Source organism: Butyricicoccus sp. AM32-19 (assembly GCF_003480365.1).
GTDB classification, from domain to species: Bacteria; Bacillota; Clostridia; order Oscillospirales; family Butyricicoccaceae; genus Agathobaculum; species Agathobaculum butyriciproducens.
Genome location: NZ_QUIX01000002.1, coordinates 46,297 through 60,298 on the forward strand (window position 1 = coordinate 46,297; position 14,002 = coordinate 60,298).

Genomic DNA, 14,002 nt, shown 5'->3' on the forward strand with positions numbered 1-14,002 from the left:
GAGCGCCCAGGCGCTCACTCATCCTGCGACAGTTTGCAGTAGTCATCCACATACTGAAGCAGCCAATAGGCGAATTCACGCATAAACCATGCGCAGAGATACGGGTCGTCCATCAGTTCAGCCGGAAGTTCAACTTCCATATCAAGCATTTTGGAAAGCACCCGAATAAAGAGCAGTGTGGAACTCGGCATATACAGATCGTTAAGTCCACTGACCACAACCGCGATAGCCTCCAGTTTACATTCATCACCGTTAAAGTGTTCTGCCGCCGCATCAATCAGGTACTCCGGGTAATGGACTGCCAGATCTGCCAGCTTTTCGAGAGTTAATTCTTCATTCATAACATTTTCCTCCTTTGGGTTATGTACGCACACTGTTCTTCTCTATGCCCTGTGTGCCGGGCATCATCAGGCGGCTGGCTGCGAACCAGCTCCATAGGCATCTCACCTCCCCGCCTTCTTTATGACCGGGCCGCGAATTACGGAAGTATCATTATCCCTTGCACCTTTCATCGCCTCCGCCGGTAGCAGTCCGGATTTCAATCGAATCGGTTGGATCGCTCCTCCGTTTCCGGAATCATGGCGCACCGTCGATAGCGGCTTGAGGTTTCCCTCGGTGCAGGTAACGTACCTGATGACTGTTATTCAGTTCTGCGGGAGGCCATCAACTTTGCCTCTCACTAATCAACTACAACCTTCAACCTCAAAAACTGATAAAAAACTTTTGAGATTTTTCAAAAAATTTTGGAACATAAAAAAAGCCTCTGCTTCCACATTGGAAACAGAGGTTATTTTTCAGTACACGAAATCAGTTGTAAACGCAAAAACCGCCGCACCAGATTACTCTGATGCGACGGTAAAACTTTTGCAAATGTGTGATTTTTGGGGCATTCTACCGACTTCGACACGGATTGGCATACGCTTGGCACACGTTGGCATACAGCCCGGCTTTTCTGTATCATAATCATGCAGAAATTCCTACAAACACGGCAAACTTTCGAACTTTTTAGTCCAAAGGTTTCATTGTCGGGAACAACAGAACGTCGCGAATGGATGCCGCGTCGGTCAGGAACATAACCAGACGGTCGATGCCCATGCCCATGCCGCCCGTGGGAGGCATACCGTATTCCAGCGCGTTGATGAAATCCTCGTCCATCATGCCGGCTTCCTCGTCGCCTGCGGCGCGCAGAGCAACCTGACGCTCGAAGCGCTCCTTCTGGTCGATCGGGTCGTTCAGCTCGGAGAATGCGTTGCACAGCTCGCGGCCGTAAACAAAGCACTCAAAGCGCTCGGTCAGACGCGGGTCGGACGGCTTGCGCTTTGCCAGCGGAGAAATCTCAACCGGGTAATCAGTGATGAAGGTCGGCTGCATGAGGTTCTCCTCAACGTACTCGTCATAGCACAGGCTCATCAGGTCGCCCCAGCTCTCCTTGCCCTTTTCGATTTCGAGGCCCTTGGCCTTGACAGCCTCGAGCGCCTCCTCCGGAGAGAGCGCCATAAAGTCGATGCCGGCGTACTCCTTGACCGCCTCGGCCATGGTCATGCGCTTCCAGCCCTTGGTGAAGTCGATCTCGGTGCCCTGGTACATCACCTTGGTGCCGCCCAGAACCTTTTCGCAGACATGGATTACCATGTCCTCGGTAATATCCATCATGCCGTGGTAATCGGTGTAAGCCTGATACAGCTCGATGGTGGTGAACTCCGGATTGTGCTTGGTGTCCATGCCCTCGTTGCGGAAAATACGGCCGATCTCGTATACGCGCTCCAGACCGCCTACGATCAGGCGCTTGAGGTGCAGCTCGGTCGCAATACGCAGATACATATCAATATCCAGCGCGTTGTGATGGGTGATGAACGGACGAGCCGCAGCACCGCCCGGAATGGTGTTCAGACACGGGGTCTCAACCTCCATAAAGCCGCGGGAATCCATAAAGTTGCGGATCTCGCGCACGATAGCGGAGCGCTTCTCAAAGGTATCGCGTACCTCCGGGTTGACGATCAGGTCAACATAGCGCTGACGGTAACGCATATCGGTATCCTTCAGACCGTGCCACTTCTCCGGCAGCGGTGCAAGGTTTTTGGAGAGCAGCGTCAGTTCGGTTACGGAAACCGAAATCTCACCCTTCTGGGTACGGAATACCTCGCCCTCGATACCGATGATATCGCCGATATCGAACTTCTTGTAGCCCTTGTATACGTCCTCGCCTACGTTGTCGCGCTTGATGTAAAGCTGCAGACGGCCGTAGCGGTCGCGCATATCCGAGAAGGAAGCCTTGCCCATGATGCGCTTGGACATCATGCGGCCTGCCAGACGGACGGTCTTGCCTTCCAGCTCGTCAAAATGCTCGTGAATATCGGTGGTATAATGATCGCGCTCAAAGCGCACCTGCTGGAACGGGTCCTTGCCCGCAGCCTGCAGCTCTGCCAGCTTTTCGCGGCGAATGCGCTTCAGCTCGTGCAGTTCCTCCGCGGTCTGCTCGTGCTGATCCTGCGCCTGATGCTGTTCTGCCATATCTTCCCCATCTTTCATATAGATTTACATTTAACGTCCGTTAGGACGAATCGAATTACTTCTCGATCTTGATGATCTCGTACTTTACGATGCCGATCGGTGCCTCGACCTCAACAACATCGCCGACCTTCTTACCCAGCATAGCCTTACCGAACGGAGACTCATCGGAGATCTTACCGTCCATCGGATCGGCCTCCTGAGAGCCGACGAAGTGGTACTCCTCTTCCTCGTCCTCCTCAAGATCCTTAACAATAAAGCGGCAGCCGGGAGAAACCTCGTCTGCAGCGTAGCTGTCGCCGGTTACAACGACTGCGTGCTTGATGATCTCCTCAAGCTCGGCAATGCGGGAATACAGCTTGCCCTGCTCGTTCTTGGCTTCATCATACTCGGCGTTCTCGGACAGGTCGCCGAAAGAGCGTGCTTCCTTCAGCTGCTCTGCAACCTCATCCGCACGGGTAGTTTTCAGATATTCCAGTTCGTCCTTATATGCGTCCAGACTTTCCTGTGTCAGTTTAATTTCTTTTGCCATGTTTGCAAACCCTTCTTACTCAGTGTCATCGGCTTTCGAGCCGTACAGTACACTATATTATAAATTAAGCACCAATGCCATGTCAAGCGATTCGACCATTTTCTGTCCGATTTTCTGCCGGAGTGCTCGATTATCCCACAGTTTCCATCGCTTTTTGAAGCTGCGGATCGGTTTCCGGCGTCAGGAAGAAAAAGTTCTGTGTCTGCTCATCGGTCAGCTTCACCTCAATGTCCGGCACAATGCCGACATCTGCAAGGCTTTTGCCCTTGGGCGTAAAGTATTCCTCGACAGACAGATTGACCGCCGAGCCGTCGCTCAGCTGGTAGGTGCGCTGAGCGCGTCCCTTGCCGGTGGTGTGCGTGCCGACGAGCGTTGCGCGGTCGTACTCCTGCAGCGCCGCCGCGAAAAATTCTGCTGCCGAAATGCTCTGGTCGTCAATGAGCACCGCGATTGGCAGGTCAATACGGTCTGCATCCGAGGTGTAAACGGTCTCCGAGCCGTTTTTCATGCGCAGCGTCATAATGGTGCCCTCGCCGAGCAGCGGATCGAGTGCCGCGCTCATCTCCTTGACACGACCGCCGCCGTTGTGGCGCACGTCAATGACAAGCGACTGTGCGCCGCTGTCGGTCAGCGACTGCAGCGCCGTCTTGAACTGATCGGCGCAGCCGTCATGGAAATTCTCGATGCGGATGTAGCCGATTTTATCATTCAGCATTTTTCCCCATGCCATCTTCTGCGTGACAACGGCACGCTGCATGGTCAGCTCCTTGGCGGAGCCGTCTGCCTTCTTGACCGTGACGGTCACATCGGTTCCCTCTTTGCCGGAAATCGCGCTGATAACCGCACTCGAACCGTCCTTTTCGGTCGTCAGATCTCCCGTACCGAGAATGTAATCGCCCTTTTCGATGCCGGCCTTCGCCGCAGGCGAATCATCGTACACGAGCGTAACGCGAATACTCGTCTCGGTGCTCGTCACCGAAACGCCGATGCCGCAGCCCTTGCCCTCACCGCTCATGCGGTAGGCTTCGTAGTTTTCCGCCGGAATATATGACGACCACTTGTCTCCCAGACCGGTAATGTAGCCTGCCGCAGCATAATCCGCAACATTGTCCGCGTCCAGTTCACCAACGTACTTGTCCGATACCAGCCGGTCGATCTCACGCAGCTTTTTCCCGACCTCGTTGGTGTTCCAGCCGGTGGAAATCAGGCAGATGACTGCCGTTATCGCGCCTGCCGCGGCACACATGGTCAGCGCTATCCGCAGAGAGACCTGTCTCTCCCGCAGTTTTTTCATGGTTTGTCCTCCTCCACGAGAAAAGGGAGAGCGTTACACTCTCCCCTTTTATGTAATTGCGTTAGTTGAAGTAACTCATCGGGTTCTGCGTCGAACCGTTTACATACACCTCAAAGTGCAGATGCGGACCGGTCGAGTTGCCGGTAGAGCCTACCAGACCGATGGTCTGACCGGCGGAAACCGTCTGGCCAACCGAAACATGGATGGCAGACTGATGGCCGTAAGCCGTCATGACGCCGCCGCCGTGATTGATGACCGTATAGTTGCCGTAGCCGGAAACCCAGCCTGCGGTAGTAACCGTGCCGGATGCGGCTGCTACGATCGGTGTGCCGGTCGGTGCCGGAATATCCTCGCCCTTGTGGAACTTGCGGGTACCGAAGATTGGATGTACACGCCAGCCATAGGCACTCGAATTATTGGTGTAACCCGGAAGCGGCCAGGTGAACGTGCCGCTGTAACGGGTCGCGCCGCTGCTGGTCGTGGTGGTCGTGCTCGAGGACGAACTGCCGCCCTTCTTCTTAGCAGCCGCTGCTGCTGCCGCAGCAGCTTCCTTGCGGGACTGCTCTGCGATCTGGTCACTTACGGTGTCCATCTCGCTGGTGATGCGCTCGTACTCGGCCTTCTGCTCCTTCTGGTACGCCTGCAGGCTCTGCTGCAGTGCCTTCTGCTGCTCCTCGCTGGATTTCAGCTCCTCAGCCTTGTACTTCAGGTTTTCCTGATACTGTACCTGCTCGTCCTGGGTGGCCTGCAGGTCATCGCGCTTCTGCTGAATATCCTCCTTGGCAGCGGTGTACTCCGCTACGATCTTCTTATTATCGTCCATAATCGCGGAAACGATCTCCAGACGGCTGAGCAGATCAGAGAAGTTGGACGCGTTCAGCAGAACCTCCAGATAGCTGGTCTCGCCCTGCTCATACGTCGTGCGGACAGTCTCAGAAAAACGCTCCTTCTTGCTGTCCAGCGCCTTGATCGCAGCATCCAGCTCGGTCGTCTTGACGTCGATCTGGTCCTGCAGGCGGTCGATATACGCGGTTACCGTCGTAATTTCTTCCTTGGTGAGCTTGATCTCTTTTTGCAGGGCGGCACGGGTCTTTGCAACCTCATCCACCTTGCCTGCCAGACTATCCAGCTCCGCCTTGACCGATGTCTTCTGATCCTCCAGATCGGACAGCTTGCTTTTCAGTTCCTTACTGCTCACCGCACCGGCATAAACCAGACCGGAGGCAATCATCGAGAACACCATCGCTGCGACCAGGATGCCCGCAATAATGCAGGAAATCAGGCGCACGGTTTTCTTTTTCATCATATTGAAACATTCGCTCCTTTATGCAGTCGTTATACATCCATAAACTTGCGGATACTCGTTACCGAGCCGCCGATTCCGAACAGTGCGGCTGCACCTGCGTACACGCCCAGCACCCACCAGCGCAGCACATCGAACGAGAGCAGATGGAACGAGGACAGAGAAACCGTACCTGCCACGTTATACAGCTCGGTGTACAGACCCCATTCCGCGAGGAATGCCAGTCCGCCGGCAACCAGACCGAGCACCATGCCTTCGATGACAAACGGCCAGCGGATAAACCAGTTGGTCGCGCCGACCATCTTCTGGATGGAGATCTCCTCACGGCGGGCAAACATAGCCAGCTTTACCGTGTTGGAGATAATGAAGATCGAGATAACGGCCAGACCGACGATCATCGCCGCCGCGATCATGTTGAACACGCGCTGAATCTGAATCAGCTTGCGGATAACATCCTCATCCGCGCGTACGCTTGCAACCCCGTCAACCGCTTCGATTTCTTTGATCGTTGCGTCCGCCTGCGTAGAATCATTCAGGGTAAACACATAGCTGTTGCGCAGCGGATTGTTGTCCGCGTTGTAATCCTCGAGGATGTCTGCGTCGTCGCCCAGCTCCTTGCGGTACTGCTCCAGCGCGACATCGCGGTCCTCGAAGGCGATCGACGCAATGTTGTCGATCTTCTCGAACTGCGTCTGCAGCGTTTTCGCCTCACGCGTGGTGAGCGACTCGTCAATCCAGACTACAATCTGGTTGGACTGCTGCAGTCTCGTAATGTTATTCGTAATGTTGTAGGCCACCAGCGTAACCGTGCCCGTCAGCAGCAGGCTTACGACCATGATCACCACGGCCGCCACGGACATGAAGCCGTGCTTAAAAATGTTGCGCAGGCCTTCCTTCCAATAGTAAGCGATTGATCTCATATCTGATAATACCCACCTGTCTGATCACTGATGACTTCACCGTTGTCGATCACAACAACGCGCTTTTCAAATTCGTCTACCAGACCCTTTTCGTGCGTTACGATCAGCACGGTCGTGCCAAGCTCGTTGATCTTTTCAAACAGGGTCATCAGCTCCAGCGAACGCGCAGGATCAAGGTTGCCGGTCGGCTCGTCCGCGATGATAAGGCGCGGGTTGTTGACCAGCGCACGCGCGATTGCGACACGCTGCTGCTCACCGCCGGAAAGATTCATCGGCTTCTCGTGCGCCTTGTCGGCCAGGCCGACCAGATCGAGCACATACGGCACGCGCTGCTTGATGGCCTTGCCCTTGGCACCGATGGCGCGCATGGCAAATGCGACGTTCTCGTAAACGGTTTTGGTGTTGATCAGGCGGAAATCCTGATAGACAACGCCCAATGTACGGCGCAGATACGGAATCTGCCGCTTTTTCATTCTGCCGATATCGTAGTTGTTGACGATAACGCGGCCTTCGCTCGGCCGAACCTCACCGGTCAGCAGCTTGATGATCGTGGTTTTACCCGAGCCGGACGCGCCGACCAGAAAGACAAATTCTCCCTCGTCTACACGCAGACTCGCCTTGTTCACCGCCCGGGTCCCGTTTTCGTAAACCACGGTGGCTTCACTCATTCGTATCACAGGCAATCCTCCTCGGTGCCAACGCAGAAGGCGTGCGAATGCCCCGGATTGGGCATTTTCGCCTTCTAGCAAACAAAAAAGACAAAGGTGTAAACATATACACCTTTGTCTATTATAACAGATATCATGTTTATGTGCAAGCCGACAAACTGTGGCATTATTGCACAATTTACGCTTTTTCTGTGTAGATTTTATGAACAGACAGCGATTATCTGGTACCTTCTTCGCGGCTTGCAAGGTATTTTCGAACCATGAGCGCTACCTTAAATACGATCGCGTGATCGAACTCACGCAGATCCAGACCGGTCAGCTTTTTGATCTTCTCAAGGCGGTACACCAGCGTATTGCGGTGTACGAACAGCTTGCGCGACGTCTCGGACACGTTCAGGTTGTTCTCGAAGAACTTCTGAATCGTGAACAGCGTCTCCTGATCGAGCGAGTCGATCGAGCCCTTGCGGAATACTTCGGACAGGAACATCTCACACAGCGTGATCGGCAGCTGATAGATCAGACGGCCAATGCCCAGATTCTCGAAGCTGATGATGTTCTTCTCGGTGTCGAATACCGCACCGACCTCGATTGCGGTCGTAGCCTCCTTGAAGGACTTTGCGATATCCTTCATCTGAGAGGATACCGAGCCGATGCCGATCAGGCACTTGACCGACAGCTCGCTGAGCAGCGTCTCCTCGATAGAGCCTGCCAGCTTGACCAGATCCTTGATCTCACTGCCTGCCTTGACCTCCTTGACAACAACGATGTCCGTCTCGGAGATATGCAGCACGAAATCCTTCTGCTTGTCCGGGAACATGCCGTTTACCACGTCGATCGCGGCAACATCAGCCGGCGCCTGCTGGCGCACGAGGAATACCACGCGCGGCACATCGTTGCCGAAGTGCAGCTCGCGGGACTTGATATAAATATCGCCCGGCAGGATATTATCCAGAATGATATTCTTTACGAAGGTAGCCTTGTCGTGCTTTTCGTCATACAGCGTCTTGATATTGTTGATCGAAACCGCAACCAGCGAACAGATACTGCGCGCCAGTTCGTCCTCGCCCTGTACGAATACAGCGTATTCCAGACGCGACGCACGGTCGCCCGTTGTATGATAAGTATAACCGCCGAAACGAACGATCTCGCCGGCGAAGCCCAGCTCAGTGATTGCTTCCTCCCGCATTTCACCGATACGAGGCAGATCGGTACATGCTACGACCGCACCGCTTGCGTCAACAATGCCGATCGTACGATCCACCGTATCCTTCATCTGCAAAACAATCGACTGGAACAATCTCGAAGCCATTTCCATCACCTTTCCCGTCTTTTTCACGCGCCCCGGCGCTTTACTCCGCATCCGTTCGCCGAAACGCTTACTCTTTATGGTGTTCTCACCGCTAATGGTGATTCTGCCTATGACATTCTTCACAAGAACGCCAAAAGTTCCCTATACATTTTAAGTCATTATATCACATGTCCGCGCATTTTTGTACAAAAAACTCAAAAAAATTTGTAGATTTTTTAAGTTTTTCAAGTTTGCGAGGTAAGTTTTTCCAATTCCTCCTGTGTCAGTTCCCGAAATTCGCCGGGCGCGAGTATTTTATCCAGCCAGAGACCACCCAGCCGCAGGCGTTTGAGCGCCGTTACCGTACCGCCGACTGCCGCGATCATGCGCTTGACCTGATGGTATTTGCCCTCTTTAAGCGTCACATGCACGCGCAGCTCCGGCTCGGTCTCGAGGATTTCCAGCTTCGCCGACTTGCATTCCGTGCCGTCCCGCAGGGTCATGCCCTGTTCAAAACGCAAGACTGCATCCGCTGCCAGTGCGCCGTCCACGACCGCCTCGTACTCCTTTTCGACATGGCGGTTCGGACTCATCAGCGCATGGCTGAGCGCGCCGTCGTCCGTGATGAGCAGCAGTCCCTCGGTGTCCTTGTCCAGCCTTCCCACCGCAAACAGGCCGCGTCGCAGCTCGGCCGGAAACAGCTCAAGCACGGTATCGTGACGCTCATCGCGGCTTGCCGTGATAACACCCATCGGCTTGTTGAGCATATAGTACCGCTGTGCGCGGTAGCGCTGCACGGTGCCATCCACCGCCGTCTGCGACCGGTCGGGATCGACCTTAAACGCCGGATCCTTCTGCACGGTGCCGTCCACCGAGACGCGTCCCGCACGAATGAGTGCCTGCACTTCCTTGCGGCTGCCGCAGTTCAGGTGGGACAGCAATTTGTCCAATCGCATCTGTGGCATTTTGTCCCCTCCGCCAATACATTTCTTTTATAAGGATAACACTTTTTCGCAAATTGCACAATAGCTAAATGCAAAAAAAGTGCAATCCCCCGAAAGTTACCAATAGATACCATAAACCTATGATAACTTTTTCGTTGAATTGCACAGTTATGCAATTTCCGAAAGTCATTGTCAACCACTGTCAGGTCTGCGGCATATCCAGCAGGCCATGCACAAATCCATCCGTCTGCGCGGATGTGATATCCGCTGCGATCAGGCGGTTGCTGCGCACCAAAAGGTTGGCGGTCACGCCCTGCTCTCCGGTAGGATAGGCGGTCAGCGCGTAGGTATACAGCGTGGCGCGTTTGCCCTGATACGGCGTAAGATCCAGTCCCTGCGCCTGCTGAATAGCGTTGTACTGCTCATATACCTCGTCGAAGGTGTCGGGTATCTGCACCTCCTGTGTGCCGACCGGTTCGTTCTCCACCGACCATCCGCAGGCGGTCAGCAGAGCTACCCGGTCCTCGTTCGTTTTCAGCTTTGCACTGAGCGCTGCACCTTCAGCGCTGACCGCGGTATCCGCCTCTGCCGTTTTCGGCAGCAGTGCTGCCGCGCCGACCAGCACCAGCCCGACCGCCAGCACGCCCACTACGATTTTCCTCACCGATACCTTTGCCGCAAAAACGATCATGGCATTGTCCCTCCTGCTTTTACTTTATCCTATGTGTACAGAAGGCAAAAAAGAACGCCTCCGAGTATTTCTCGGAAGCGCAGCTTGTATCAGTCCAGATTTTTCTTCTTCAGCATCCACCATGCAAAGAAGCAGCCGACCACTGTAATAGCCAGCGGCATCCACCAGACCCAGTCGCCCGGTATCCGTCCTTCACCGATATTCATACCGAAGAAGCCGAACACAATATTCGGAATCGTCATGATGATGGTCAGGATGGTCAAAACCTTCATGATAATATTCAGATTGTTGGAAACGACAGAAGCATAAGCATCCATCGTGCCCGCCATAATGTTGGAATAGATATTCGCCATCTCAATGGCCTGACGGACCTCGATCAGCGCGTCCTCCAGAATGTCGCGGTCGTCCTCATACAGCTTGAGCACGCGGCCGCGCAGCACCTTTTCCATCGTAACCTCGTTGCCCTTGAGGGACGAGGAGAAGTAAACCAGCGATTTACTCAGGCCGAGCAGCTGGATGAGCTCCTCATTTTTGAGGGAGTCGTACAGACGCTTCTCGATGCGGGTAAAGTCGCGCTCGATCATACGCAGGTTTTTCAGGAACCGGCCCGCGATGCGGAGCAGAATCTGGAACACAAAGCGCGTCTTGAGTGAGGTATGCACGCCCTTTACCGCGCCTTCCGCGATGGAGCGCAAGATGATGCTGTCCTCCAGACAAACCGTGATGACCGCATTCTGCGCTACAACAATACCCATAGGAATGGTGGTGAACATCTGTCCGCCGTCCTCGACCGAGCTTTTCTCCACCATCGGGATATCGACGATCATGAGAAGCTGCTCGTCCTCGGTATCGACACGCGAGCTTTCCTCTGGGTCGAGCGCCGCGCGAACAAACTCTTCCTCAACCTGAGCCGCCTGCGCGATCTGCTCCAGCTCGTCCGAGCTAGGATGCACCATGTTGACCCAGCAGCCCTCGGTGAATTCGCTCACTTCTGTGATGCGGCCGTCCACCGTTTTGAAAAATTCAACCATATTATACCGCCTTTCAGCAGCGGCACTCCTCGAAAATGCCACCGCGAGTAATATTCATCTGTCTACTTCCAGGGTCCGTACTCACGGTGATCACTCTCCTTTAATATGGATTTCATTTAAGGCAATACCGCATAATTGAACAAGAGCGATTTGCGAATAAATTTTGCGTACTGATGAGGCGCGGTTTCTTGCAATACTTGCCGTATTGCAAGAAATCGCAACAAAATCAGAATACAAAATTTCCGCAAAGCGCCGCTGCTTTAATTGTGCGGTGTTGCCTTAAAATTAACCTTCCCATACCTGACAAAACAGCCCTGTTACGGGCTGTTTTGAATAGCTATCAGTTAGATTATCGGTTGTCCTTATCGAAGATGCGCATCAGAACATCAAATGCAGCATCGTCAGAGCCAACATCGGACGACGGCTTGGAAGCGGATGCGCGAGCCGGCTTCTTGTCAGCCGCTGCGGTAGCAGCCTCGGTGAACAGGCCGGTGGAGCCGGAATCCTTGTCCTTATTGCCGTCCATGCTCATCTTTGCGGAGTTCGGAACATTGTCGAAACCGGTTGCGATTACAACAACGCGGATCTCGTCGTCCATGTTCTCGTCGATGAATGCACCGAAGATGATGTGTGCATCCGGATGAGCCGCCTGCTGAACCATGGTAGCTGCGGTCTCAACTTCATCCAGGCCGATATCGTCAGAGCCGATAACGGAAACGATAACGCCGTGAGCCATGTCGATGGAAGTCTCGAGCAGCGGGCTGGAAATTGCCTCGCGTGCAGCCTCTGCAGCCTTGTCCTTGCCTGCAGCGGAGCCGGTGCCGATGTGAGCGAAGCCTGCGTCCTTCATGACGGAGGTAACGTCCGCAAAGTCCAGGTTGATGAAGCCCGGAACGGTGATCAGCTCGGAAATGTTCTTAACTGCCTGACGCAGAACGCCGTCAGCGATCTCGAATGCGTTCTTGAAGGTGATCTTCTGCTCGGATACATACTTCAGACGCTCGTTCGGGATGATAACGAGGGAGTCTACGTTCTTGTTCAGCTCTTCGATGCCGCTCAGCGCCTGCTCGAGACGCTTCTTGCCCTCGAATGCGAACGGACGGGTAACAACGCCGACCGTCAGGATGCCCAGCTCACGAGCGATCTGTGCAACAACCGGAGCTGCACCGGTGCCGGTGCCGCCGCCCATGCCAGCGGTGATAAATACCATATTGGTGTTAGCGAGAGCCGCTGCGATCTGATCCTTGCTCTCCTCAGCAGCCTTGCGGCCGATCTCCGGATTTGCGCCTGCGCCCTGACCCTTGGTCAGCTTCTCGCCGATCTGGATCTTCGTGGTGGCCTGCGAATAATTCAGAGCCTGCATATCCGTGTTGATGGAAACGAACTCAACACCCTGTACACCGTTCTCGACCATGCGGTTTACAGCGTTGCCGCCGCCGCCGCCGACACCGATGACCTTAATGTTTACTACGTTATCCAAGCCCTGTTCAAACTCAAAACCCATTGTCGTTGTCCTCCGTTTTATGATAAAGAATCGTTCTTTGATTATCAATTACCGCGTTTGAGGGCACTTCGCCCCTATTGTTTTAATTTTACCTCGATTTATTCTATTTTGCAACAGGAATTAGCGAATTCCTCAAAAAAAACTTAATCTTTTCCGTGTCTTTCCCGCAAACCGGCGGGCGATACGGAAAAAGGCTGTATTTTTTCGCGTTTTCCCTTGTGTTTTCGGTTATTTTCGCCAGTATAGGCAGAAAAAGCTCAGCCTTCGCCATCGTAGCTGTCGTCGTAATACGATTCGTCGTACGAATCGTCATAACTGCTGTCATCGTAGGAATCGTCATAGGACGAATCGTCCGAGTAATCCGAATCATCGGAATCATCCGAGTTATCCGAACTATCCGAGCTGTCGCTGCTCGAATCGGTCGAGTCATCGCCGTTCGTATTGTCGGTCGTGCCGACTTCGCCGTCCGGATTGGTGTACGCCGGCGAGGTCACCGGATTGTCACCTGCCTGGTCGGTACCGGAGCGCGCTACATCCTCCGCCGTCTCCGGCACAAAGTGCAGACGGTTCTGCGCATCCCAGTACAGCCGCCCGATATCCGATGCCGAAAGGCGATCGCTGATAACGGTCTGTGCAAACCGAAGACGGTACGTCAGATCATCCAGTGAGCCTGCGCGGATGTCGAACCGCTTGTCATAGCCGATGCGCACATCGGTCAGGTCGTTCAGATTGAGGAAGCTCATCTTTTCGAGCAGCCCGGCGGCATCCATGTTCTCCAGCACGTTCAGCATAGCGTCAACGTGTGCATCCGTGCCGGTAGCAAGGAAATCCCCAATCTGCGCATTCAGCGTAACGCCGAGCACGGTCGGCAGACCGCCGTCCGCGGCGTTGTTCTCGAGCACCTTGCCGCCCGCACTGATATAAGTGAACGTGTTATCCTCATTCCTCACGGCAGCCGCCGCTGTGCATTCGGTGACAGTCAGCACCAGTCCATCCGGCAGCTTGCGGCGCAGCTGTGCGCTTTCCAGATACGGGAAGCTGTGCATCAGGTCGGACAATACGCGGTTTTTGTTCCACAGATAGAGATTATCGCCCTTTTGAATATCCATACCGGCGATCAGCTCCTCCGAGCCGTACTGCTTGGCGCCTTCCACCGAAATGGTCTTAACCTTGAAGAACACGGTCATCGCCACCACGGCAGCCGCCAGAACAATACCGGTCAGCAGCACGCGTCCCAGCACACGAAAGATTTTCCTGCCGCGACGCTGCTGCTCCATCCGGTCGGGCGTGTGCTTTTTTCGCCTTCTGCGTCTCATCAC

14 protein-coding genes are annotated in these 14,002 nt (G+C 54.3%); 1 reads left to right on the top strand and 13 read right to left on the bottom strand.

Annotated features, from left to right (window positions below; translation table 11 throughout):
• Positions 1 to 14: 14 nt before the first annotated feature.
• On the bottom strand, positions 15 to 341 hold the full coding sequence (locus DW806_RS02325; protein ID WP_110436349.1) for a hypothetical protein: 327 nt from the start codon (positions 339 to 341) through the stop codon (positions 15 to 17).
• A 328-nt stretch (positions 342 to 669) separates the two neighbouring features.
• Between DW806_RS02325 and DW806_RS15000 the strand changes: the two genes are divergently transcribed.
• A complete protein-coding gene (locus DW806_RS15000) occupies positions 670 to 963 on the top strand; it encodes a hypothetical protein (protein WP_147358066.1) in 294 nt (97 codons plus the stop codon).
• Between the two features lie 42 nt (positions 964 to 1,005).
• Here DW806_RS15000 and lysS read toward each other — a convergent pair whose 3' ends face one another.
• The 12 genes from lysS to DW806_RS02385 form a co-directional block, all read right to left on the bottom strand.
• Complete coding sequence (gene lysS, locus DW806_RS02330) at positions 1,006 to 2,511, bottom strand: lysine--tRNA ligase (protein WP_199677250.1); 1,506 nt, start codon at positions 2,509 to 2,511, stop codon at positions 1,006 to 1,008.
• A gap of 55 nt (positions 2,512 to 2,566) precedes the next feature.
• On the bottom strand, positions 2,567 to 3,040 hold the full coding sequence (gene greA / locus DW806_RS02335) for a transcription elongation factor GreA (protein WP_117489347.1): 474 nt from the start codon (positions 3,038 to 3,040) through the stop codon (positions 2,567 to 2,569).
• A gap of 130 nt (positions 3,041 to 3,170) precedes the next feature.
• Positions 3,171 to 4,334, bottom strand: a complete 1,164-nt coding sequence (locus tag DW806_RS02340; protein WP_118728973.1) for a S41 family peptidase — start codon at positions 4,332 to 4,334, stop codon at positions 3,171 to 3,173.
• 61 nt (positions 4,335 to 4,395) lie between these two features.
• On the bottom strand, positions 4,396 to 5,640 hold the full coding sequence (locus DW806_RS15865) for a murein hydrolase activator EnvC family protein (RefSeq protein WP_118728974.1): 1,245 nt from the start codon (positions 5,638 to 5,640) through the stop codon (positions 4,396 to 4,398).
• Between the two features lie 29 nt (positions 5,641 to 5,669).
• Positions 5,670 to 6,557, bottom strand: a complete 888-nt coding sequence (ftsX, locus tag DW806_RS02350) for a permease-like cell division protein FtsX (protein WP_118728975.1) — start codon at positions 6,555 to 6,557, stop codon at positions 5,670 to 5,672.
• Positions 6,554 to 7,234, bottom strand: coding sequence for a cell division ATP-binding protein FtsE (ftsE, locus tag DW806_RS02355; protein WP_110436343.1), 681 nt, complete (start codon positions 7,232 to 7,234; stop codon positions 6,554 to 6,556). Before ftsE ends, ftsX begins: the two co-directional genes overlap by 4 nt.
• A 208-nt stretch (positions 7,235 to 7,442) precedes the next feature.
• Positions 7,443 to 8,534, bottom strand: coding sequence for a PucR family transcriptional regulator (locus DW806_RS02360; protein ID WP_117554966.1), 1,092 nt, complete (start codon positions 8,532 to 8,534; stop codon positions 7,443 to 7,445).
• Positions 8,535 to 8,758: 224 nt separating this feature from the next.
• Positions 8,759 to 9,478, bottom strand: coding sequence for a pseudouridine synthase (locus DW806_RS02365; RefSeq protein ID WP_118728976.1), 720 nt, complete (start codon positions 9,476 to 9,478; stop codon positions 8,759 to 8,761).
• Positions 9,479 to 9,659: 181 nt separating this feature from the next.
• Entirely contained in the window at positions 9,660 to 10,148 is a 489-nt protein-coding gene (locus tag DW806_RS02370) for a DUF4830 domain-containing protein (protein ID WP_118728977.1), read from the bottom strand.
• An 89-nt stretch (positions 10,149 to 10,237) separates the two neighbouring features.
• Positions 10,238 to 11,179 (bottom strand): magnesium transporter CorA family protein, encoded by a 942-nt coding sequence (locus DW806_RS02375; protein WP_116704996.1) that lies wholly within the window; start codon positions 11,177 to 11,179, stop codon positions 10,238 to 10,240.
• Positions 11,180 to 11,528: 349 nt separating this feature from the next.
• The gene (ftsZ, locus tag DW806_RS02380; protein WP_110436340.1) at positions 11,529 to 12,683 is read right to left on the bottom strand and encodes a cell division protein FtsZ; all 1,155 of its coding nucleotides are present in this window, start codon (positions 12,681 to 12,683) and stop codon (positions 11,529 to 11,531) included.
• Positions 12,684 to 12,940: 257 nt separating this feature from the next.
• On the bottom strand, positions 12,941 to 13,999 hold the full coding sequence (locus tag DW806_RS02385) for a cell division protein FtsQ/DivIB (protein ID WP_118728978.1): 1,059 nt from the start codon (positions 13,997 to 13,999) through the stop codon (positions 12,941 to 12,943).
• Between the last annotated feature and the right edge of the window lie 3 nt (positions 14,000 to 14,002).